This window comes from Lysobacter antibioticus (genome assembly GCF_000731095.1).
Lineage (GTDB): Bacteria > Pseudomonadota > Gammaproteobacteria > Xanthomonadales > Xanthomonadaceae > Lysobacter > Lysobacter antibioticus_B.
The window spans coordinates 1-21,385 of record NZ_JMTZ01000074.1 but is presented as its reverse complement, the minus strand read 5'-3'; the positions used below and the strand labels follow the sequence as shown (position 1 = coordinate 21,385).

Annotated in this window: 26 protein-coding genes; 11 read left to right on the top strand and 15 right to left on the bottom strand. The window is 68.8% G+C overall.

Annotated elements, in window-relative coordinates; genetic code table 11:
• The 3 genes from EX88_RS27205 to EX88_RS0118790 form a co-directional block, all read left to right on the top strand.
• A partial coding sequence (locus EX88_RS27205; RefSeq protein WP_235186346.1) for a hypothetical protein occupies nt 1-244 on the top strand: 244 nt, incomplete at its 5' end.
• Nucleotides 241-630 (top strand): DUF423 domain-containing protein, encoded by a 390-nt coding sequence (locus tag EX88_RS0118795; protein WP_051885296.1) that lies wholly within the window; start codon nt 241-243, stop codon nt 628-630. The genes EX88_RS27205 and EX88_RS0118795, both read left to right, overlap by 4 nt.
• Nucleotide 631: 1 nt before the next feature.
• Nucleotides 632-1,321 (top strand): DNA-3-methyladenine glycosylase family protein, encoded by a 690-nt coding sequence (locus tag EX88_RS0118790; protein ID WP_031373530.1) that lies wholly within the window; start codon nt 632-634, stop codon nt 1,319-1,321.
• 80 nt (nt 1,322-1,401) lie between these two features.
• Here the strand turns inward: EX88_RS0118790 and EX88_RS0118785 are convergent, their stop codons facing one another.
• The 6 genes from EX88_RS0118785 to EX88_RS0118760 all read right to left on the bottom strand — a co-directional run bounded on the left by EX88_RS0118785 (nt 1,402) and on the right by EX88_RS0118760 (nt 5,030).
• On the bottom strand, nt 1,402-2,205 hold the full coding sequence (locus tag EX88_RS0118785) for a M15 family metallopeptidase (protein WP_031373529.1): 804 nt from the start codon (nt 2,203-2,205) through the stop codon (nt 1,402-1,404).
• A 53-nt stretch (nt 2,206-2,258) separates the two neighbouring features.
• A complete protein-coding gene (locus tag EX88_RS0118780) occupies nt 2,259-2,438 on the bottom strand; it encodes a DUF4177 domain-containing protein (RefSeq protein WP_031373528.1) in 180 nt (59 codons plus the stop codon).
• Nucleotides 2,435-2,617 carry an Arc family DNA-binding protein gene (locus EX88_RS0118775; RefSeq protein ID WP_031373527.1) on the bottom strand — a complete coding sequence of 61 codons (183 nt, stop codon included), beginning with the start codon at nt 2,615-2,617 and terminating at the stop codon, nt 2,435-2,437. The genes EX88_RS0118780 and EX88_RS0118775 overlap by 4 nt, the downstream gene beginning before the upstream one ends.
• The gene (locus EX88_RS0118770; protein WP_031373526.1) at nt 2,614-2,982 is read right to left on the bottom strand and encodes a hypothetical protein; all 369 of its coding nucleotides are present in this window, start codon (nt 2,980-2,982) and stop codon (nt 2,614-2,616) included. The genes EX88_RS0118775 and EX88_RS0118770 overlap by 4 nt, the downstream gene beginning before the upstream one ends.
• Before the next feature lie 10 nt (nt 2,983-2,992).
• Entirely contained in the window at nt 2,993-3,856 is an 864-nt protein-coding gene (locus EX88_RS0118765) for an SPFH domain-containing protein (RefSeq protein ID WP_031373525.1), read from the bottom strand.
• 193 nt (nt 3,857-4,049) lie between these two features.
• Nucleotides 4,050-5,030, bottom strand: a complete 981-nt coding sequence (locus EX88_RS0118760) for a hypothetical protein (protein WP_031373524.1) — start codon at nt 5,028-5,030, stop codon at nt 4,050-4,052.
• 108 nt (nt 5,031-5,138) lie between these two features.
• Between EX88_RS0118760 and purT the strand changes: the two genes are divergently transcribed.
• The 3 genes from purT to EX88_RS0118745 all read left to right on the top strand — a co-directional run bounded on the left by purT (nt 5,139) and on the right by EX88_RS0118745 (nt 7,306).
• Nucleotides 5,139-6,338 (top strand): formate-dependent phosphoribosylglycinamide formyltransferase, encoded by a 1,200-nt coding sequence (gene purT, locus EX88_RS0118755; protein ID WP_031373523.1) that lies wholly within the window; start codon nt 5,139-5,141, stop codon nt 6,336-6,338.
• A gap of 103 nt (nt 6,339-6,441) precedes the next feature.
• On the top strand, nt 6,442-6,849 hold the full coding sequence (locus tag EX88_RS0118750) for a hypothetical protein (protein WP_031373522.1): 408 nt from the start codon (nt 6,442-6,444) through the stop codon (nt 6,847-6,849).
• A 97-nt stretch (nt 6,850-6,946) separates the two neighbouring features.
• Complete coding sequence (locus tag EX88_RS0118745; protein WP_031373521.1) at nt 6,947-7,306, top strand: hypothetical protein; 360 nt, start codon at nt 6,947-6,949, stop codon at nt 7,304-7,306.
• 159 nt (nt 7,307-7,465) lie between these two features.
• Here the strand turns inward: EX88_RS0118745 and EX88_RS23995 are convergent, their stop codons facing one another.
• From EX88_RS23995 to EX88_RS0118725, 4 genes are all read right to left on the bottom strand, one after another.
• On the bottom strand, nt 7,466-7,930 hold the full coding sequence (locus tag EX88_RS23995; RefSeq protein WP_152566357.1) for a hypothetical protein: 465 nt from the start codon (nt 7,928-7,930) through the stop codon (nt 7,466-7,468).
• Nucleotides 7,931-7,938: 8 nt separating this feature from the next.
• Nucleotides 7,939-9,192, bottom strand: a complete 1,254-nt coding sequence (locus EX88_RS0118735) for an endonuclease/exonuclease/phosphatase family protein (protein WP_051885295.1) — start codon at nt 9,190-9,192, stop codon at nt 7,939-7,941.
• A gap of 176 nt (nt 9,193-9,368) precedes the next feature.
• Entirely contained in the window at nt 9,369-9,794 is a 426-nt protein-coding gene (locus EX88_RS26940; protein WP_031373518.1) for a hypothetical protein, read from the bottom strand.
• 126 nt (nt 9,795-9,920) lie between these two features.
• On the bottom strand, nt 9,921-10,685 hold the full coding sequence (locus EX88_RS0118725) for an arginyltransferase (protein ID WP_430536919.1): 765 nt from the start codon (nt 10,683-10,685) through the stop codon (nt 9,921-9,923).
• 131 nt (nt 10,686-10,816) lie between these two features.
• On the opposite strand from EX88_RS0118725, the gene EX88_RS0118720 reads away from it, so the two are divergent.
• The gene (locus tag EX88_RS0118720; RefSeq protein WP_051885294.1) at nt 10,817-11,446 is read left to right on the top strand and encodes an EF-hand domain-containing protein; all 630 of its coding nucleotides are present in this window, start codon (nt 10,817-10,819) and stop codon (nt 11,444-11,446) included.
• Nucleotides 11,447-11,531: 85 nt separating this feature from the next.
• Here the strand turns inward: EX88_RS0118720 and EX88_RS0118715 are convergent, their stop codons facing one another.
• From EX88_RS0118715 to EX88_RS0118695, 5 genes are all read right to left on the bottom strand, one after another.
• The gene (locus tag EX88_RS0118715) at nt 11,532-12,827 is read right to left on the bottom strand and encodes an RNA polymerase sigma factor (protein WP_051885293.1); all 1,296 of its coding nucleotides are present in this window, start codon (nt 12,825-12,827) and stop codon (nt 11,532-11,534) included.
• 262 nt (nt 12,828-13,089) lie between these two features.
• On the bottom strand, nt 13,090-13,941 hold the full coding sequence (locus EX88_RS24780) for a hypothetical protein (protein ID WP_051885292.1): 852 nt from the start codon (nt 13,939-13,941) through the stop codon (nt 13,090-13,092).
• 1 nt (nt 13,942) lies between these two features.
• Entirely contained in the window at nt 13,943-14,851 is a 909-nt protein-coding gene (tesB, locus tag EX88_RS0118705) for an acyl-CoA thioesterase II (RefSeq protein WP_031373513.1), read from the bottom strand.
• Between the two features lie 101 nt (nt 14,852-14,952).
• Nucleotides 14,953-16,308 carry a TolB family protein gene (locus tag EX88_RS0118700; protein ID WP_161786147.1) on the bottom strand — a complete coding sequence of 452 codons (1,356 nt, stop codon included), beginning with the start codon at nt 16,306-16,308 and terminating at the stop codon, nt 14,953-14,955.
• Nucleotides 16,309-16,503: 195 nt separating this feature from the next.
• A complete protein-coding gene (locus tag EX88_RS0118695; RefSeq protein WP_031373511.1) occupies nt 16,504-17,064 on the bottom strand; it encodes an N-acetylmuramoyl-L-alanine amidase in 561 nt (186 codons plus the stop codon).
• Between the two features lie 39 nt (nt 17,065-17,103).
• Here EX88_RS0118695 and EX88_RS0118690 point away from each other — a divergent pair, with 39 nt between their 5' ends.
• From EX88_RS0118690 to EX88_RS0118670, 4 genes are read left to right on the top strand one after another with little or no spacing between them, the layout of a single operon-like run.
• The gene (locus EX88_RS0118690; protein WP_051885291.1) at nt 17,104-17,643 is read left to right on the top strand and encodes an MOSC domain-containing protein; all 540 of its coding nucleotides are present in this window, start codon (nt 17,104-17,106) and stop codon (nt 17,641-17,643) included.
• Nucleotides 17,644-17,664: 21 nt separating this feature from the next.
• On the top strand, nt 17,665-18,195 hold the full coding sequence (locus EX88_RS0118685; protein ID WP_031373509.1) for an alpha/beta hydrolase: 531 nt from the start codon (nt 17,665-17,667) through the stop codon (nt 18,193-18,195).
• A gap of 12 nt (nt 18,196-18,207) precedes the next feature.
• Entirely contained in the window at nt 18,208-20,520 is a 2,313-nt protein-coding gene (rlmKL, locus tag EX88_RS23990) for a bifunctional 23S rRNA (guanine(2069)-N(7))-methyltransferase RlmK/23S rRNA (guanine(2445)-N(2))-methyltransferase RlmL (protein ID WP_036149439.1), read from the top strand.
• A gap of 58 nt (nt 20,521-20,578) precedes the next feature.
• Nucleotides 20,579-21,172, top strand: a complete 594-nt coding sequence (locus EX88_RS0118670) for a class I SAM-dependent methyltransferase (protein ID WP_031373508.1) — start codon at nt 20,579-20,581, stop codon at nt 21,170-21,172.
• The last annotated feature ends 213 nt before the right edge of the window (nt 21,173-21,385 follow it).

Below are 21,385 nucleotides of genomic sequence, written 5' to 3'. Positions count from 1 at the left end.
CGGCAACGGCAACGGCAACGGCAACGGCAACGGCAACGGCAACGGCAACGGCAATGGCAATGGCAATGGGCCCGCGTCGGATACGAACACAGCTGACTCATGGCCGAGCCCCTTTCCGATGCCCCCCATCCCCAACATCCGCATAGCCACGCCCGCGCCACCATCGGGCTTGGCTGCTATCGTGCTCATCCGGCGGCGCAGGCTTGGCGCCTGTCGCCCGGCACCGAGGTTCCCGAACGCATGAATTCTTCCTCGCGCGAACTTTCTTCATCGGTATCCGTACCCGGCGGAGCGCGTGCGCTGGCCGCGGCCGGCGCGGTGCTGGCCGCTCTGGCGGTGGCCTTGTCGGCCTATGCCGCGCACGTCGCCGATCCCGCGGCGCAATCGCGATTGCAGACGGCGGCGGTGTTCGCTTTCGGGCACGGCGTGGCCCTGGCCGCGTTGGCGCCGATCGCTCGGCGTACGCTGGCACGGGTCGCTCTGCTGGCCTTGCTCGTCGGCGTGCTGGTGTTTTCCGGCGGACTGGCGGCGGCATATTTCTTCGGCGCTTCGACCCGTCTGCTGCCCTACGGCGGCAGCCTGATGATCCTGGCGTGGCTGGTCTACGCCGCCGATGCGCTGAGACGTTGAGATGCCGCGACATGTCCGGGGGTTCGACGCCGAGGCCGCGCACGCTTATCTGAGCAAGCGCGATCGCAAGCTCGGCGCATGGATGAAGAAGGTCGATCGGCTGGAGAACGGTCCGATCCCGACCGATCCGCGTTGGCGCCAGCGCTTCGACCCGGTCGATGCGCTGGCGCGGGCGATCCTGTTCCAGCAGCTCAGCGGCAAGGCCGCCTCGACCATCGTCGGCCGGGTCGAAGCGGCGATCGGAAGCGACCGCCTGCATTACGATACCCTCGGCCGTTGCGACGACGCGGCGCTGCGCGCCTGTGGCGTGTCCGGCAACAAGCTGCTCGCGCTGCGCGATCTGTCGGCGCGCGAATCGCGCGGCGAGATCCCGGACCTGCGGCGCATGGCGACGATGGACAACGACGCCATCATCGCCGCGCTCGTGCCGATCCGCGGCATCGGCCGTTGGACGGTCGAGATGATGCTGATGTTCCGCCTCGGCCGCCCCGACATCCTGCCGGTCGACGACTTGGGCATACGCAAGGGCGCGCAGCGCGTCGACAAGCTCGACGAGATGCCGGCGCCGAAGGCCTTGGCCGAACTCGGCGAACGCTGGGGGCCGTATCGCAGTTACGCCAGCCTGTACCTGTGGCGGATCGCGGATTTTTCCGAGGCCGCCAAGGCCAGGACCAACCGTTCGCAGGATTGAGCGCGCGTCGACTCTGGGCATTGTCGATGTCCCGCGCGGCGATGGCCGTCTTTCATCGCTGACTTGCAGCCACGTGCGGATTATTTCGCGTCGTAACGCCAGTGCCACGGCTCGTAGACGATGCCGTGCGGGTTGTCGCGCGGATAGCTCATGACGTAGCCGTAGCCGCCGGCGTTGTCGCGCAGCCAGGCGAAGGCGGGGGTGTGCTCGAAGGACTCTTCGGCCGGCGGTTCGCCGGGGGTGCCGATGTCGAGGGCGAGGCCGCTGTGGTGTTCGCTGTAGCCCGGGGCGGCGTTGACGGTGAGGATCTCGTCGACGCCGAGGCCGCGCGCGAGTTTGCGCTCGAAAATGCCGAGTTGGTAATGGTGGCTGCGATAGCCGGAGATGGCATCGAGGACGATACCATCGTGCACGGCGGCCTGGCGCAGGTGGCTCCAGGCGCGCGCGGCGCCGGGATGCAGCCACAGCGGCCGGCGGAAGCGGTCGACGCCGGCGTAGGCGAGGCGGTCGGGTTCGGCGATCAGGCCCAGGCCGGTTCGCGCTTCGTAGCCGTCGCAGTCCAGGCCGAGTGCGGACAGCCGCTCCTCGATCCGATCCAGCGGCAGCTCGTGGATTCGCAGCAGTCCCTCGCGGCGGTATTCGACGATGGCGTCGAGCGCATCGAGGGCGTGGCCGATGCCGTCTTCGTGGATCAGCCGGTGGACCAGCGGCAACAGGCCTTCGGGCAGGTCGGCGGCGAGGAAACGGCCGTCGCGCTTGCGTCGCAGCACGTGCCGCGCACGCGACAGCGCGCGGGCGTCGTGGTTGCTGCGCGCGCGCAGCAGACCGCCCGGCCAGAGTTCGATCTCGGGCGTGTTGATCAGAAGGTGGCCGTGGCCGCGCATGCGCTCAGATTAGCCGGCGAGGGCGCGTCGCGCCACGTTCGCCGATGGTGCCGTCAGGCCGGTTGCTTGAAATACAGGCGGGTGCCGAGAATGCTCGGGTCGTGCTCGACCGACACCAGTTCCCAGCCCTGCTCGCCGCGTTTGTCGAGTTCTTCCTGGATGCGTTGCCGCATCGGCGACTCGAACAGTTGATAGGTCAGCTCGACGATTTGATGTTTCCACTTCTGGGTCATGGGTCTTCCTCGGGAGTCGGGGTGTCCTGGCGCGGCAGCCGCCCATTCTTGCGCAGAGCGTCGCGCAGGACATATTCGATCTGGGCGTTGAGCGAACGCAACTCGTCGTCGGCCCAGCGCTGCACGGCGGCGAGCACCTCGGCATTGATGCGCAGCGGATAGGCCTTCTTCTCGCTCACCGCCGGCGCGTCCCTTCGCCGCCGCCGGGGCGGTCGCGATAGCTGCGGCGCGCGGCGCTGATCGCGAGGATCAAGGCGACGGCGAGGCCGTTGACCGCCAGCAACAGGGCGACCACGACCAGAGCGATGCGGCCTTCGTTATCGCCGGCCCAGTAGAAGCCGGCGCCGCCGAGCAGCATGGCCACGCCGGTCGTCGCCAGCAGGCGGGCGAGTTTCGCCGCGGTGCGGGCCGGGTCGGGCAGGCGCGAGGCGTCCAGGCCATTGATCAGGTGCAGGTTGCCGCGCGCGACCAGTACCGCCGAAACCAGGATCGGTACGGCGCTGACCGCCATCGCGATGGGGACGAGGTAGTCGTGGAGGGTCATCGGAGCCTGCTCAGTACAAGCTGCCGGCGTTGACGATCGGCTGCGCGCCGCGGTCGCCGCACAGCACCACCAACAGGTTGCTGACCATGTGCGCCTTGCGCTCTTCGTCCAGTTGCACGACGCCGTTTTTCTGCAGTTCGGCCAGGGCCATTTCGACCATGCCGACCGCGCCGGCGACGATGCGCGTGCGCGCGGCGATCACCGCGTTGGCCTGCTGGCGTTGCAGCATGGCATGGGCGATCTCGGGCGCGTAGGCGAGGTGGCTGATGCGCGCATCGATCACGTTGACGCCGGCGTCGGCGAGGCGGTCCTGCAGTTCCTGCTGTAGGTGCAGGGATATCTCCGCGGCATGGCTGCGCAGCGACAACTGGCCGTCTTCGTGCTGGTCGTAGGGGTAGCTGGTGGCCATCGCGCGCAGCGCCGACTCGGACTGGATGTGCACGAAGGTTTCGTAATCGTCGACGTTGTAGACCGCTTCGGCCGAATCGACCACCTGCCAGACGATCACCGCGGCGATCTCGATCGGGCTGCCGTCGAGCTCGTTGACCTTGAGCTTGCCGCTTTCGAAGTTGCGGATGCGCTGGCTGACCTTGCGCTTGGCGTAGAGCGGGTTGTTCCAGCGCAGGCCGTTGTCCTTGACCGTGCCGACGTACTTGCCGAACAGGCTCAGCACCGCGGCCTGGTTGGGCTCGATCTTGTACAGGCCGGACAGGCCGAAGAAGGCGAGGGCGCCGGCCAGGATCGCGACGATCACGCTGGCCCCGCTTTCGCTGGCGACGCCGCCGAGGAAGGCATAGGCGCCGATCGCGCCGAGGCCGAGGCAGCCCAGCAGGACCGGAATGCCTGAGAGGGATTGGGTGGGGTTCTCTTTCATGGCGTCCGTCTCGCTCGTTGTCCAAACATATTGATATCAGATTGATATCAGGTCTGGAATGCCCGATCGTCGGAAAGGGCGGCACGGGCCCGGCAGGCAGGGCGAAGCCGTTTGGATCGACGAGGGCGGGTGGAATCGCGGCCATGGCCCCGCCAGGGAAACGCCGGGTACCCGTAGCGCGGTGCGAATGCCCTCAGGGCGTGATCCGGTACAGCGGCGCCGGGATGAACTCGCCGGTGGCGTAAAGGCTGCGGCCGTCGGCGGACCAGCCCAGCGCTTCGGCCTGCGGCAGCCAGGGCAAGTCGCTGACCCGGGGCTGGCCGGCGACGGCCTGGGCCCAGCTTTGGCGCGGCTGGCGTGGGTACAGCAACAGGTAGCGGTAGGTCATCACCGCCAGGGTGTTGCCGTCGGGGGAGATATCGGCGGCGGTGACCTGGCCCTGCAGCTTGGCCCGGGTCGGGTTGCTGCGGCGCAGTTGCGCATCGGGTTCGGGGATGCCGGCCAGGCCGCCAAGCCGGGTCGCGGTCTGCAGGGCGTTGCCGGCCGGCATCAGCGGCAGCGAGAACAGCTCCGGCGGCTGGCGCTTCTTGGAGATCAACAGGACCTGCTTGCGGGCGATGTCGACCGCCACCGCCTCGCAATCGCGCGCGCCGTCGGGCCAGCGGAAAGCGATCGACCAGGCCGGCTTGAGGCGCGCGTTCTCGATCTTCGCCGGCTCTTCGATCACATGCAGTTGCAGGCTGCGGCGCAGACCGCCGTTGTCGCCGGTGTCGGCGATCAGCAGGTACTGGCGGCCGTCGAGCTCGAAGGCGGCGATGTCTTCCCAGTCGGTCTTGGTGACGCCTTCGATGCGCAGGGTCGCCAGCCGGCCGCCGTTGTCGGCGACCGCGAACAGGCGCTCGGGATTGCCGCCGTCGTCGTGCATCCACAGCACGCCGGGATGGCGGCGCGAGGCGGCCAGGCCGCTGATCTCCGACAACTGCGGGTCGAGCATCATGCCGGCGAGCTGGCTGCTGCCGTGCGGGGGCGCCTCGGGTTCGCCCGTGCACGCCGCGAGCAGCGTCGCCGCCAACAGCAGCGCCAGCCGTCGCGCCGCACGGGGGCGGCGGGCGTGGCTGGACTGCGGTGCGGGGGCGACGGCGCGCGACGCGGGCCGAGGACGGGCGAAGGGCATGGCCACAGCATCGCATGGGCGATGCGCGCCGCCATAGTCCGGCGCCGCGCCGATAGCCCGGAAAGTTAGACTAGGCTCATCCACCCCATGGTTTTACGAGGATTCCGCATGACCACGCTCGGCACGCCGCTGTCCCCGCACGCTTTCCGCGTGCTCCTGCTCGGTTCGGGCGAGCTCGGCAAGGAAGTGGCGATCGAACTGCAGCGGTTCGGGGTCGAGGTGATCGCGGCCGACCGTTATGCGAACGCGCCGGCGATGCAGGTCGCCCATCGCAGCCACGTGCTCGACATGCTCGACGGCCAGGCCATCCGCGCTTTGATCGCGGCCGAACGGCCGCAATTGATCGTGCCGGAGATCGAGGCCATCCATACCCAGACCCTGGTCGAGCTGGAGCAGGAATTCGCCGCGCGCGGCAGCGACACGCGGATCATCCCCACCGCGCGCGCGGCGCGTTTGACCATGGACCGCGAAGGCATCCGCCGCCTGGCCGCCGAGACCCTGCAACTGCCGACCTCGCCCTACCGCTTCGTCGACACCGCCGAAGACTATCGCGCCGCGGTCGCCGAGCTCGGCCTGCCGTGCGTGATCAAGCCGGTGATGTCGTCCTCGGGCAAGGGCCAGAGCCTGGTGCGCAGCGCCGACGCTGTCGACGCCGCCTGGGACTACGCCCAGACCGGCGGCCGCGCCGGTGCCGGCCGCGTCATCGTCGAAGGCTTCATCGACTTCGAATACGAGATCACCCTGCTGACCGTACGCCATGCCGCCGGCACCACCTTCTGCGCGCCGATCGGTCATTTGCAGCGCGACGGGGACTACCGCGAAAGCTGGCAGCCGCAGGCTATGGCGCCGGTGGCGCTGGCGCGGGCGCAGGAGATCGCCCGCACCATCACCGACGACCTCGGCGGCTACGGCGTGTTCGGCGTCGAGTTGTTCGTCAAGGGCGATGAAGTCTGGTTCAGCGAAGTCTCGCCGCGCCCGCACGACACCGGCCTGGTCACCTTGATCTCACAGGACCTCAGCGAGTTCGCCCTGCATGCGCGCGCGATCCTCGGCCTGCCGATCCCGACCATCCGCGAGTTCGGCGCCTCCGCTTCGTGCGCGGTGCTCGCCCAGGGCCACGGTGTGCCGGTGTTTTCCGGCGTCGACGCCGCGTTGGGCCAGGTCGATACCCAATTGCGTTTGTTCGGCAAGCCGCGCGTCGAAGGCCAGCGCCGGGTCGCGGTGACGCTCGCGCTCGGCCAGGACGTCGAGGATGCGCGTGCGAAGGCGCGCGAGGCCGCCGCGCAACTGCAGGTCGAATTGCGCTGATCGTCGCGCGCGCTCACGATCCTGGAATCGATGCCGCACGACCGGCGCCGATCCCTAGCTTCGCCGGGTCACCACCGCTGCATCGAGTTTTCAGGGGAGCGTCATGAACGAGACACAGGGCTACGCCGTATTTTTCTTCCCGCAGGCGTTGGAAGCGCTCGGCGAAGCCATCCGCCCCTACCTGCTCGACGGTCCGGTCGGTCCGCACGTGCTGTGTCGCGAGATCGACACCGGCGGTGCCTTCATCGAGATGACCCTCGAGGGCCGCGCTTCCGACGGCCGCGACCTGTCGCTGGAGCTGATGGTGCCGGGCAACATGGTGCGCATGATCGTTTCCGCGCACGGCGAGGGCGCCTTCGGTTTCGGCCCGCGCGTGGTGCGCACCGCGCCGGCCGCGAGCGTGGCGGCTGCGCCCACGCCGGCTGCACCCGTGCCGGTCGTCGTACCCGAGCCCACGCCTGCAGTGCCCGATGCGCCCGCGCCGGTGACGGCGAAGGACAAGCCGGAGTAATCGGGCGAACACCGCATGCGGATGCCGGCGCAGCGCCCGTGACCTAGCGTCCAACAACGATCAGGTGCCCGAGCATGGCGCCGACAGGAGGTCAGCCATGAGCAAGTCGGACACGATCACTTTGTATCGCCCGGTGGGCCCCGAGGAACTCGCGCTGCTGCGCAAGAGCGGATTCAAGCGTTGGCCGCCGCGGTTGCCGGAGCAGCCGATCTTCTACCCGGTCAGCAACGAGCGCTACGCGGCCGAGATCGCCGAACGCTGGAACGTAAAAGACAGCGGCTACGGCGCGGTGACCCGCTTCCAGGTGCGTGCCGACTTCATGGCGCGCTATCCGCTGCAGAAGGTCGGCGGCGAGCACCACACCGAATGGTGGGTGCCGGCCGAGGAACTGGAACAGCTAAACGATCACATCGTCGGGACGATCGAGGTGATCCGGGAGTTTCACGCGACGGCTTGAGTCGCTGAAGTCGGCCGTCTAGGTAGCGGCCTATGTATCTGGTTGCTGCCATGCATCTGCAGCGCGTCATCCCCACGCAGGTGGGGATCCACCGGATTTTCGTGCGAGAAGCGCATCTATTCACTCCCGCCTTCGCGGGGATGACGGGGTGTTATCGCTTCAATCGCGCAGCTGGATGATGTGCGCGGTCGAGTCCCGGTAACGGACACGGCCGATCCTGTAGGGCACCGTGTGAGTGATCGATGCCGCTTCGGGCGGCGGCTCTACGTCCCATTCGATTCCCTCGAAGTCGTACGGGAATGGCACGCCGTTCGGATTGGCCGAGTGCAGGTACACCGCATTGTTGCCGGTGTCCTCGCATAGCGTGGCCCAACATTGCACTGGGAAGGGCTTGCTGCGTGCGAACGCGTTCAAGTCGAGCAGCAGTCGGCAGGTCAATTCTGCCACTCGTATCCGGTCCGACAGCGAGCGGTTGCCGCGGCCTCGCCAATCGATATGGGTATGCCAAAAATCGAAAAAATCGCTGTCTGCGATCCAATCGAAGGACTGGCGGCCGCGCTCGATCCGAGCCCAATAAGCCTCCATGCGCTTGAGATAGCGACGGTCCATCGATTCATTCTTCATCGGCGTGCTCAATCCGCCAGATCCACCCACACCAGATGGTGGTCGCTGGCTTCGGAAATCTTGGCGTCGGCGGTGCCCGGCTTCGGCCAGAACACGCCGGTGCCGCGGACGTTCCAGCCGCGCGAGGGCAGTGCGTAGTCCAGACGCAGGGTGCCGGCCTTGGGGCCGAAGTCGCCGGTGTGTTCGGCGGTGTCGCCCTTGCGCGGGAAGCCGTAGAACTTCGCCCGTTCGGCCGCGCCTTCGCTGCGCGGTACCCGGCTCGCATCGACGCGCGGGTGATCGAGCAATTGCTTGATTGAGCCCGGCACGCCGTCGCCGTCGACCGGGTCGGCGTTCATGTCGCCGACGATGACGAAGCGCGCATCCTCGGCGAGGCCGCCGCAACGGCCCTGGTCGTCGCACAGCCAGGACGGCGTGCCGCCGTCGAGGTAACGCGCCCACAGTTTGATTTCGTCGTGGTTGCGCGCGCCGTTGCGGTCCTCGGGGCCGTCGAACACCGGCGGTGTCGGATGCGCGGCGAGCAGGTGCAACACGCCGAGCGGCGTGCGCACCGGCACGTCCCAGTGCGATTTCGACGACAACCGCATCTGCGGCCAGGCGGTCGCCGAATACCACGGTTTGCCGGTGTCGGGATGGCGCGGCTGGCGCGCGCCGGGCAGGGCGCTCCACTTGAAGGTCTGGAAGCTGCGCACCGCGGCAGCGTCGATCGGATAACGCGACAGCACCAGCATGCCGTATTGGCCCGGGTGCAGGCCGTAGCCCCAGGCGTCGTTGCCGCGCGCGCGGTCGGCGCGCTGGGCGTCGCCGGCCAGGCCGTCGCCGTCGAGGTCCAGGCCGCTCGGCACGCCGGTGTTGACCGGGGCCAGATAGCGGTAAGGGTAATGCAAGGCCGCGCCGCCGCCGTCCTGCGCCACTTCCAGGTAGTCGCGCTGGAACAACTCGGCTGCGCGCTGTTGCGCGTCGTAGTCGAATTCGTTGAGCAGCACCACGTCCGGACGCACCCGTTGCAGCACCGCGGCGATCTTGCGTGCGTTGCCGTCGCCGGCTTCGAGGCGGCGGATCAGGCCGCCGTCGGCGTCGTCGTAGAGCGAGGTGTTGTAGGTCGCCACGCGCAAGGGCGCAGCGGCCGACGCGTCTGCCTGGTCGCGGACCCAGGCCTTGGGATCGCCGTGTACGTTCACCTGGGTGCAGGCCGTCATGAGCAGCGCGGCAAGGGCGGCGCCAGCGTGGAAGGGAAGTCGGGAGGCAGGGAATCGAAGCATGCGCGCATGATGGCATGGCCCCGCCGCGGCATCGTTACAGGGTCGGGCGGAATCGCCGAGCGCAGCGGGCGCCCTGTGCGCATCGGTTGCACCGACCTGGACCGCAAACAACGACGCCCCGGCGAACCGGGGCGTCGTGTCGAAACGAAGAGCGTGTCGCGAAGTATTGCGAAGTATTACAGGGTGCAACCGAACGCGGCGTACTGAGCCTTGCTCTGGTCCAGCGCGGTCTTGCACGCGGTGGCCAGGCTGGCCTTGCCTTCCGGCGTGCCGGCGGCCTGCTTCCAGGCGCTGCGGCTCGAATCGATGCCGGTCTGGAACGCGGCGCGCTGGGCTTCCGGCACCTTCTCGGTCAAGCAGGCCGAGATCTTGTTGAGGTAATCGTCGCACTCGGGCACGCCGACGCTGTCGACGACAGCAGCGGCCGGAGCCGCCGGCGCAGCGGCCGGGTCGGTCGCCGCCGGAGCGGCGGTATCGGCCGGCGCGGTGGCGGCCGGTGCGTCGGCGGCCGGAGCAGCGTCGGCGGGCTTGTCGGCCGGCTTGTTGCAGGCGGCCAGCGCGAGGGTGATCGCGGCAGCCAGGAACAGGGTGTTCAATTTCATTGCGGACTCCATGTGGCGGTGAGTTGAATGGGTGGCGGCTCCATTGCCATGCCTTGAGTGGCGCCGTTCCCGCACGTCGTTGGTTACGACCGGGCTACGAGATACACGACCTGAACGAGACGAGTGTTACAAATGTGTAAAAACCCGCCAATCGCGACCATCGAAAGCTTCGAGCGGGCGGAAACGGCGCTTGTAATCCATCTTCGGGTGCCCGGCGATCCAATAGCCGAGATAGAGATGGCTGCGGCGTTCGCGGCGGGCCCATTCGATCTGGCGCAGGATCGCCAGGGTGCCGAGGCTGCGGTCGGCCAGGTCGGGGTCGTAGAAGGTGTAGACCGCCGACAAGGCGTTGTCGACCACGTCGGTGACGGCGACGGCGAGCAGGCGGCCGTGGCCGCGCGGCGCGGGCTCGCGTAACTCCAGGAAGCGGTTTTCGCTCCAACTGCCGATCAGGAACTGGTCGAACTCGATCGCACCGTGGCCGTCCATGCCGCCGCCGGCGTGGCGCGAGGCGAGGTAGCGCTTGTAGAGATCGAGCTGCTCCTCGTTGCGTTCGGCCGGATGCACGCGCATCTCGACCTGCGCATTGCGGGCCAGGCAGCGGCGCTGGCTGCGGTCGGGCACGAACTGCTCGACCGGGATGCGCACCGCGACGCAGGCCCGGCAGCCGCTGCAATGAGGCCGGTAGACGATGTCGCCGGAGCGGCGGAAGCCCCAGCCCAGCGCATGCGGATACCACTCGCGCAGGCGCGGATCGCGCGGGTCCAGGACCAGGTCGCGGGCGACGCGCTCGGGCCAATAGCCGCAAGCGTGCTCGCCGGTGTGGAACAGGCGGAGGTCGTCGCTGTCCGGCTGCGGTTGCGTGCCCATGGGGCCAGCATAGCGCCGCATCCGTGCCCTGCGCATGGGGTCCGGTCGCTGTCTTGCCATTGAACCGGAACCGGGCCGTGTCAACCGCCCCGGGCCGGGGGCGTTGATCCGGTCATCGGCGCCACGGTGGCGCCTGCCGCAGGAGTCAACGCATGAACCGTTCCCCCCTTTATGCCGCCTTGTTCGTCGCGGTCGCGTTGGCCGGTACGGCCATGGCCTCGCCCCCGGACGGCACGGCGACGCCGCGCGCGCACCTCAAGATCGACGCCAATCAGGACGGTGCGATCAGCCGTGAGGAAGCCGCCAAGCACCCGCGCCTGGCCGAAAAGTTCGACAGTCTCGACAAGAACCGCGACGGCAAGCTCGATGCCGGCGAACGCCCGCAGCGTCGCGGCGGCGGCGAGCGCGGTGGCCGTCATGGCGGCCACGGCGGCATCGCCGGGCTCGACAGCGATGGCGACGGCCGCATCAGCGCCGCCGAAGCGGCGAAGTCGCCGCGCATCGGCGAGTCCTTCGCCAAGATCGACCGCAACCGCGACGGTTATCTGGTGCGCAGCGAATTGCGCGCTTACCACGAGAGCGAGCGCCCGAAGCGCGAAGCCGAGCGCGCCAAGCGCTTCGACGAGCATTTCGCCGCCGCCGACCTCAACCGCGACGGCAAGCTCAGCAAGCTCGAAGTCGAAGAGAAGATGCCGCGCCTGGCGCGCAACTTCGCCTTCCTCGACGAGGACCGCGACGGCTTCCTGAGCAAGGCTGATCTCAAGCCGATGCCGCATCGCTGAGCGTGGCCCGATCCGGCTCGCGCTGGACGAATCGCAAAAGGGCGCACTTCGGTGCGCCCTTTCCGTTTCGGCATGGCAATGCCGCTCAGCCGAAGCGGCCGCCGAGATACAGAGCGAGCACGACCGAAGTCGCTACCAATAGGGTGCTCCACACGATTGCCGGTGTTCCCAATACCCAACGATACGTCGTGCTCCGACGTGGATCGGAGCCGGTCTCGCGCTGGATGCGCTCGAAGCTCGGTGCCAGTGCCCGCGGCATCGTGATCAGGAGTTGCCACAGCGATATCGCGAGAAACAGCACGGTCACCGTAATCGGCAGCACCCAGCCCCGGTCGAATTCGATCGAGGCGACGAAGGCGATGGCGAACGCGGCGCCGGTGGCCGAAGTCAGGCGTACGAAGCGGGCGATTTCGCGTCGCTCGTCGGCAGTGGCGGCGAACGAAAGCAGATAGCGGGCGATCAGGATCGTCGCCACCGTGCCGCCGACGAAGCCGCCGATCAGCGAACCCAGCGAGTGACTGGCCCAAGACGTAAGCGAGGCTGAAATCGATGCGGCATCGAGCGGTGCGCCGGTCACCGCCTCGGACACTGGCGAGAACACCCGTTCGACCATGAACACCAATACGCTGCCGACCACGCCGCCGGAGGCGCTGGCGGTGCCCAGGCCGCCGGCGCCGAACTTGCCGGCCAGGCTCGAACCGATCGAGCCGGCGGCGACCACCGCGGTGGTGGTGCCGGTCGGCGCGATCACGCCGAGCGCGCTGGCGACCATGGTGGTGAAACCGACCGACGGCGCGCTGGCGCGGGCGAACACGGCGAAGCGGTCGAGCAGCTCGCTGCGCACGGTGCTGCGCGCCCGCGACAGGCGCTTGCGCACGGCGGCGTCGCTGAGGCCCAGCAGGGCTGCGACCTGCTGCGAGCTCTGGCCTTCGCGGTAATACAGCAACAGCACTTCGCGGCTTTCGTCGGGCAAGGCCGAGATCAGTTCGGCGGCGACTTCGGTGCGCTCGGCTTCGATCAGGCGTTCGACCGTGCTGGGCTCGGGGTCGGCCGCGGCGGCGATCGCCGCCTCGACGTCGTCGACGGCGCGCGGCTGGCGCTGGCGCGAGCGCAGATGGTCGTTGGCGAGGTTGCGGGTGATCTGCCGCAACCACGGCAGGAAGCTGGACGGGTTCTGCAACCTGCGGATGTTCTGCCAGGCGCTGAGGAAGGCCTCCTGGGCGATGTCCTCGCTGGCGTGCACGTCGCGCACCATGGCCAGAGCGATCGAGGTGACCGAGTTCTGGCAGGCCGAGACGATGCGCGAATAGGCGGCGCGGTCGCCGCCGGCCGCGGCCGGCAGGTCGTGGTCGATGATCGAGGACAGGACTTCGGCGTTCATGCGGCGCTCCGGCGCTCGAGCGAGCGCGGCAGGGCCCCGGAAGACACCCGAGGGCGTGCGGCGGACGATGGGGCGGACATCGGGCGGGGCGTCGGGCGCGGCATCATCAGGGTTCTCCGGGCAGCGGCATCGCGCGATGCCTGTCCACCATGACGCCGTGCCGGCGGAAATGTGACCGCAGCGGCCGAGATCGTCCACGCGCCGTGCGCTTGGCCCGACGTCGGGCCGCGGTTCGGTGCCGGGCGGGGCGGCCGGAGCCGCCTCAGCCCATCGCGCGGACGGTCTTGAGCACCTTCACCACGGTCCACTTGCCGGCGACCCGCTTGACCTCCAGGGTCTTGTAAACCGCCGCCAGGCGGTGGTGATAAGCGGTGTACTCGATGGTGCCGCCGTCGACGCTGTTGGGCCGGAAGGCGTGGACCTGGATCAACTCGGCAGGCTTACCGTCGCGGGCGCGGCTGCCCTGGTCCTCGTCGGCGATCTCCACGCACTGGCTCATCGGCAGCAGGCGCAGGCCCGGGCGGGCGAGGGCGGTCAGCAGTTTGCGCGGGGCGTCGCGGCGGTCGACGCGCAGGCATTGGGTCGGCTGGTCGGCCTCGGCCAGTTGCTGGGCGAACACCGCGGCGGCGAGCGCGTCGGGCACCGCGGCGACGCTGCCGTCGAACTTGTGTTTCTGCAGCGCGACTTCGGCCGCGTCCACCGGCGGCGCGGCGGCCGGGCGGTTGCGCAGGTTATGGATCATCGCCAGGCCGAGCACGATGGCGATACACAGCAGCAGGCCGACCTTGATGCGGAAGGCGCGTTTCTGCCCGGGCGTGCGGGTCTGGTCGATGCGCGACTCGAAACGGAACGGCGCGTGGCTGGGTTCCTCGGCGCGGGTGCTGTCGATCAGCCCGGCTTCGCGCAGCAGGTCGCGCGCGCGCAGCTGATCGCTGGAGCGCACCACCCACACCGCGGGACGCTCGGCGCCCGGTTCGCTGTACTTGAAACTGGAGCGGCGATTGCCCTTGTAGGAACGGTCGTTGGTGACGCGCACTTCGATGCCCGCGTCGCGCAACAACTGCGCCACGCCTTCGACGTTTTCCAGACGCGGACTGCTGAAAACCTGTCTCATGTCAGTCCTTCGCCGGTACGTTGGGGGCTGCGGCGGCGTCGTTGTTCCGATCCGCTACCACGCGGATCAGGCCCTCCTGCGCGCTGCTCGCGACCAGGCGGCCGTGGCGATCGAAGATCTGGCCGCGCGCCAGGCCGCGCGCGCCCTGCGCGCTGGGGCTGTCGATCGAATACAGCAGCCAGTCGTCGGCGCGGAACGGGCGGTGGAACCACAGCGCGTGATCGAGCGAGGCCATCTGCACGTTCGGCTGGTAATAGCTGATGCCGTGCGGAAAGGTCGCGGTGCCCAGCAGATGGAAATCCGAGGCGTAGGCGAGCAGGGCGCGATGCAGCTCCGGCGCGTCGCCGACCGGTTCGCTCAGGCGGAACCAGACTTGCTGATACGGCGGGCGCTTGGGCGGGTTGAGCTCGTCGCGCGGATAGACGTGACGGAACTCGAACGGCCCTTGTCGCGACAACCAGCGCTGGACCTTGGTGGGCAGGGTCGCCATGACTTCGGCCGGCACCGCCGGTGCCGGGTCTATGTCTTCGGGCTTGGGCACTTCCGGCATCGACAGCTGATGCTCGCCGCCTTCCTGCGCTTCCTGAAACGAAGCGGCGAGGAAAAAGATCGGCTGGCCGTGCTGGATCGCGGTGACGCGGCGCACCGAGAAACTGCCGCCGTCGCGGGTGCGGTCGGCCTGGTAGACGATCGGCGCTTCGATGTCGCCGGCCTTGAGGAAATAGGCGTGCAGCGAATGCGCATCGCGGGCGCTGTCGAGGGTGGCCTGCGCGGCCGACAGCGCCTGGCCGAGCACCTGCCCGCCGAACACGTACTTGGTGCCGATGTCGCGGCTCTGGCCGCGGAACAGATTGTCTTCCAGCCGTTCCAGCGACAGCAGTTCGATCAGTTCGGAAACGGGGGAACTCATGCGGCCGGGCCTGCGAAAAACGAGGCCGGCAGTATAGCGGAGGGCCGGCGCAGGCTCGGGCAGGCGCTAAAACGAAGGGCCCGCTGCCGGGCCCTTCGGGGTCATCTAGCCTTTGAGCAGGCCGACGGCGGCGCGCTCGGGCGGGCGTCGGAGAGATAGACCCCGAAGCCGGACACGCCTGCGATCAAGTTGCCCGAGCCGGACAGGAAGGCCACGCGCAGTCCGTCGGCGCTGATCGCGGTGAACGTGCCGTCCTCCGGCGCGCCGGTGATTCGGTGCGGCGACAGGAGCTTGGTGGCGCCGTTGCCGAGTTCGCGGCGGTAGATGCCGCCCCAGACGCTCGGGCCCGGCGCTGGCGAGCTATAAGCGAGGTAGCGGCCGTCGTCGCTGAGCGCCGGCCAGCGGCTGCTGTGCGGTGCGGGCGCGTTATTCGGGTTACGGGTGATCATGCTCAGCGTCAGGTTGTGCGTATCGCGCACGAACACTTGCTGGGTCAGGAGGGTCGCAGTATTGCCGGTCAGGTTGGGCGCGGCGCTGCGGAAGGCGACGAAGCGGCCATCGCCGCTGAGCGAGAAATAATCGTCGCCGACGCCCATGTCGGCGACCGCGCCGCTGTTGCTGCGGTCGATCAGCTGATTGGTCCCGGCGCGGAGATCGCGCAGATAGACGTGCGAAGTACCTGCTGGAACTTCCGGGTCGGCGACCATGTCGGCCGCGCTGCTGCGGAACACGACGTGGCGGCCGTCGGCGCTGATCCTCGGATACTGGGCGATGACCGGATTGCGATTGCGGTCGCGGCTGACCAGGACCATCTGGTCGAGCTGGATGTCGTAGACGTAGACATTGGTTATCGAGGCGGCGTGAGGCACCAGGTTCCTGGCATTGGACTCGAACGCGAGGTAGCGGCCGTCGGCGCTGAAGGAGGGATAGCCGCTGGTTCCGCCGGTGCCGTTGGCGCGCGGCTTGGTGACCCAGCGGACCCTGGCCGGATGGCCGACCGCGACTTGGCGGTCGACCAGATACAAGTCGGAGACATTGTGGGCAATGTCGCCGCTGTCGTTCGCCTGGTCGAGGTTGTCCGCCTCGGAGATGAAAGCGGCATAACGGCCGTCGCCGCTGAGCGCCGAACGGCCGTTGGAGCCGCCGGATGCGCCGTTGGGCGGTTGACCGTCCCAGGTGGTGCTGACCAGTTCGGTGCGCCGGCAGGCGATGTCGTAGACGAATACGTCGTGGCCGAAGAAACCGTCGCCACCCGGCGCCACGAAGCCGGAGGCACCGGAACTGAAGATCGCCCAGTTGCCGTCGGCGCTGAGCTGCGGGTGGTCGGCACCGAGCGCGTTGTTGGGCTGCTGGTAAGCGTGGCTGAGCAGTTTCAGCTCGGCTTGGGCGAACGCCGGTGCGACGGGCAGGGCGAAGGCGACCGCGGTCGCCACAGCGAGCATGGTTGAACGTGACATGCAGAGGTTTCCTTGATCCTTGGAGGTGAGCGCGTCGCCGCCGGGCCGGACGAGCCGGCAGGGAGCCGCGCGGGCCGTGCCGAGCAGCGGGTCCCGTCGGCACATGACAGTAGAGCAAGAACGCGTCGCTACGGTTGCGATTGGCGGCTCGTTCCTCTGCCGGATCTATGTGGGCCGGCGCTGCGGCTCAGGGGCTCAAGGCAGCCGTTGCAGCCCACAGGCGTCGAGCACTCGCGGCCACGGGAAACGCGGGCCGGGGTCGAGTTTGCGGCGCACCTGGCGCGTCGGGTCGTCGCTGGCCTCGACCTCGGTCGTGTCCAGGTCTTCGTGTCCGGCGATCAGGCGCAGCGAGGGCAGTTGCGCGCGCAGTGCCGCCAGCAAAGCCTGCAAGGCCTCGATCTGCTGCGGCGTATAGGCCTCGTCCATGGCCTGGCGGCGCGAATCCAGCCAGTTCGGATAACGCCCGGTGTTGACCAGCTCGATGCCGATCGAACGTTCGTTGTAACCGCGGGTGTGGTGGGCGATGCGCTCCGGCGCAACGTAGCGCGAGACGGCGCCGTCGCGGTCGATGTAGTAGTGGCCGCTGTTGCCGGTGCCGGATTGCGGGTAGAGCACGCGTTCGCCGTACTCGCGCGCGGTCGCCAGGTCCGGCAGCTCGGTGCAGTGGATCACCACCAGATCGATCGTCGCGGGGTCGCGCGCCTGCAACCGCGCTTCGTAAGGCAGGGGGGCGAGGACGAGGTTCAGGGGCGGCATGAGGGCGGATGCTACCATTCGCCCTCACACGGAGCCCCCATGACCCTGCCGCCCGCCGACTCCGCGCTAGGAAAACTCATGGCCACGCTGCCGCGTCCGGGCCGCGTGGAATGGATCGGGATCCGCCCTGCGCGGGGCACCGCGATGCAGGCGCTCGACGAAGTCCTGGCCCAGGCCGGCGCCGGTCTGGCCGGCGATCGCTACAAGGGCAGCAGCGGCGAGCGCGGCATCACCCTGATCCAGGCCGAACACCTGCCGGTGATCGCGGCCCTGGCCGGGCTGGACGCGGTCGAACCGGCGCGCTTGCGCCGCAACATCGTGGTTTCCGGGTTGCCGTTGATCGCCCTCAAGGGGCGGCGCTTCCGCATCGGCGAGGTTTTGCTCGAAGGCACCGAGTCCTGCGATCCGTGCTCGATGATGGAAGCCGCGCTCGGTCCCGGCGGTTTCAATGCGATGCGCGGCCACGGCGGCCTGTGCGCGCGCATTCTCGAAGGCGGCACGATCCGGCGCGGCGATGCGTTGATCGCGCTGGCCGATAGCGAAACGCCGGTCTCCGCCGTCGACGGCGACGCGGTTTGATTCTCACCACGATCTGAGCGCATGGCGACTTCCGGACACTGCATCCTTTCCCATGGCTTCGAAAGCGGCCCCGACGCGACCAAGGTCACCGCCCTGGCCGAGGTCGCGGCGCGTTACGGCTGGACCCACGAACGCCCGGACTACACCGACCTCGACGCCAATCGTGAGGTCAGCGAACTCGGCGACGTGCCGGCGCGCATGCAGCGCCTGCTCGCCCTGACCCGCGCCGCGGCCGCGCGCGGCCCGGTGCTGTTGGCCGGCTCCAGCCTCGGCGCCTACATCTCCGGATGGGTGTCGATGCAGGTGAAGCCGGCCGGCCTGTTTCTGATGGCGCCGCCGATCCGCATGGGCCACGCCGAACCGATGCAGGCCGCCGATGTACCGATCAGCATCATCCACGGCTGGGACGACGAATTGATCCCCGCCGCCGACGTCGTCGCCTGGGCCCAGCCGCGCCGTGCGCGCCTGCTGCTGGTCGACGACAGCCACCGGCTTTCGGCGCACGTCGAAGGCAGTGCGGAAGCCTTCGCGCGTCTGCTCGAACGAATCTGAGTAAGCACCACCATGAGTAAGTTTTACGCAAGCTGCGGCAAGGGCCTGGAATACCTGCTCGCCGACGAATTGATCGCGCTGGGCTGCCAGCGCGCGACCGCCGCGACCGCCGGCGTCAACGTCGAAGGCGACTTGGCCGATGCGCAGCGCGCGGTGCTGTGGTCGCGCCTGGCCAGCCGGGTGCTGTGGCCGATCGCCGAATTCGACTGCCCCGATGAGCACGCCTTGTATGCCGGCGTCGCCGCAGTGCCGTGGCCGGAGCACATGGAGAGCGTGCACACGCTCGCGGTCGATGCGCACGTCTCCGGCGAAGCCATCACCCATGCGCGTTACGCCGCGCAGCGGATCAAGGACGCGGTGGTCGACGTGATGCGTGCGCAAACCGGCGCGCGCCCCGACGTCGACACCGACGCCCCCGACCTGCGCCTGAATTTCGTCCTGCGCAAGGGGCGCGGCATCCTCTCGATCGATCTCGGCGGCGGTTCCCTGCATCGGCGCGGTTGGCGCCAGAAGCAAGGCGAGGCGCCGCTCAAGGAAAATCTGGCCGCGGCGGTGTTGCTGCGCGGCGGCTGGCCGAAGGTCTACGCCCAGGGCGGCAGCCTGTTCGACCCGATGTGCGGCAGCGGCACCTTGCTGATCGAAGGCGCGCTCATGGCCGCCGACGTCGCGCCGGGCCTGCTGCGCCATGGCGCCTTGCCGCCGACGCGCTGGCGCGGTTTCGACTTCGCCGGCTGGCGCGCGCTGTGCGACGACGCGCGCACGCGCGAAGCCGCCGGCCGCGCCGCCCTGCGTCCGGCCTTCGCCGGCAGCGACGTCGACCCGCATGCGATCCGCTCGGCGCGCGACAACGAGGTCATGGCCGAACTCGCCGGCGTGATCGCATGGAACGTGGCCGCGGTCGAATCCCTGCAGTCGTTGTCCTTGGCGCAAGCGCCTGCGCAGCCTGCCGAGCGTCATCCCCGCGAAGGCGGGGATCCGGGGCTGCATCGCGATGAGACTTTGGGTATCGAGAAAAGCGGGGCCGGGCAGGAGCGTGGCTTCGATGAAACCGCTGCGGCGGTTGCGTACTCTGCCACCCCAGTTGGACTGGTCGTCTGCAACCCGCCTTACGACGCGCGCCTGGCCGCCGACCCCGCGCTGTACCGCGCACTCGGCGAGGCGCTCAAGCGCCTGGTGCCGAGCTGGCGCGCGAGCCTGTTGTGCGGCGACGCCGCGCTGGCCCAGGCCACCGGTCTGCGTGCGGGCAAGAAGTACCAGATCTTCAACGGCGCGATCGAATGCGCGCTGATCGTCTGCGACCCGATCGCCCGCGTCGGCCATGCCGAACAGCGCGCCAAGGCCGAGGACGCCGCGCCGCAGCCTTTGTCGGAAGGCGCCCAGATGGTCGCCAACCGGCTGCGCAAGAACCTGCGCAAGCTCAAGTCCTGGCGCGAGCGCGAGGGGATCACCTGTTTCCGTGCCTACGACGCCGACCTGCCCGAGTACTCGGCGGCGATCGACGTCTACGCCAGCGACGAAGCCGAGCCGCGCACCTATCTGCACATCCAGGAATACGCCGCGCCGGCGGATATTCCCGAAGCCGACCAGCGTCGCCGCCGCAACGAGTTGTTCGCCGCCGCGCGCGAAGTGTTCGCGGTGCCGCGCGAACGCGTGGCGCTGAAGACCCGCAGCCGCGGCAAGGGCGGCAGCAAGTACGGTCAACTCGACCAGCGCGGCGAAGTGCTGGTCGTGCGCGAGGGCGCCGCGCGCCTGCGCGTGAACCCGTTCGACTATCTCGACACCGGCCTGTTCCTCGATCACCGTCCGATGCGCCTGCGCATCGCGGCCGAGGCGCGCGGCCGCCGTTTCCTCAACCTGTTCGGCTACACCGGCGCGGCGACCGTGCAGGCCGCGGTCGGCGGCGCCAACGAAACCACCACGGTCGACCTGTCGGCGACCTATCTGCAGTGGTGCGCCGACAACCTGCGCGAGAACGGCATGGGCGGGGCCCAGCACCGCCTGGTGCAGGCCGATGCGCTGGCCTGGCTGGAAGCCGACCGCAGCCGCTTCGACCTGATCTTCTGCGACCCGCCGACGTTCTCCAATTCCGCGCGCGCCGACGACTTCGACATCCAGCGCGAACACGTGCGCCTGCTGCGCGCCGCCGTCGCGCGCCTGGCCGATAACGGCGTGCTGTATTTTTCCAACAACTTCCGCCGCTTCCGCCTCGACACCGAGGCCGTCGCCCAGTTCGCGCAGTGCGAAGAAATCAGCGCCGAGACCATTCCGGCCGATTTCGCCCGCGATGCGCGCATCCATCGGTGCTGGCGAGTGGAACCGCGTTGATGCGGTTGTCGGTGGTCCTGATCGCAACAGGCGGACGCTCCGCTGTGGAGTTCCAGCCATGAAGCCGCATCGCAAAGTAGGTGCCTGGACGTTTTTCCGCCAGTGGCTCAAGAACCCGCTGCGCGTGGCCGCGGTGGCGCCGTCCAGCGCCGAACTGGCCGCGGCGATGATCGCCGAGCTGCCCGACGACGTCACCCGCGTGATCGAGCTCGGCGGCGGCACCGGCGCGATCACCCGCGCCTTGCTCGAGGCCGGCATTCGCGACGAAGACCTGCTGGTGCTGGAACTCAACGAAGAGTTGCACGCGCATCTGCATCTGCGCTTCCCGCGTGTGCCGGTGCTGCTGGGCGATGCGCGCGAGCTGCCGCAGCTCGCGCGCGGGCACGGTTACCTCGAACAGGGGCCGGCCGATGCGATCGTGTCGGGGCTCGGCTTGTTGACGATGCCGCACCCGCTGCAGCGCGACATTCTCAAGGCGGCGTTCGCCTGTCTCAAGGACGACGGCGTGTTCGTGCAGTTCACCTACGGCCCGGCCGCGCCGGTGGCCGATGCGGTCGCCCGCGCGCTGTCCCTGCAGGTGCGTCGCGGCGACTTCGTGCTGCGCAACGTGCCGCCTGCGACGGTGTTCGTGTACTCGCGTATCCGGGGCTGAGCGGTAGATCCGGGGTAGGAGCGGCGCGAGCCGCGACCGCGCCGCCACGACTTCGCGGCGTTTTCTGGCCGTAGCCTCTGTAGGAGCGGCGTAAGCCGCGACCGCGTTGCTTACTGTTGCGGCGTTTGATGCCGCAGAGCGGTGAAGCAACATCAAGATCTAAAGCTTCCGTCCGCTGACGCGGCCGGGTTACTTTCTTTTGCTAAGCCCAAA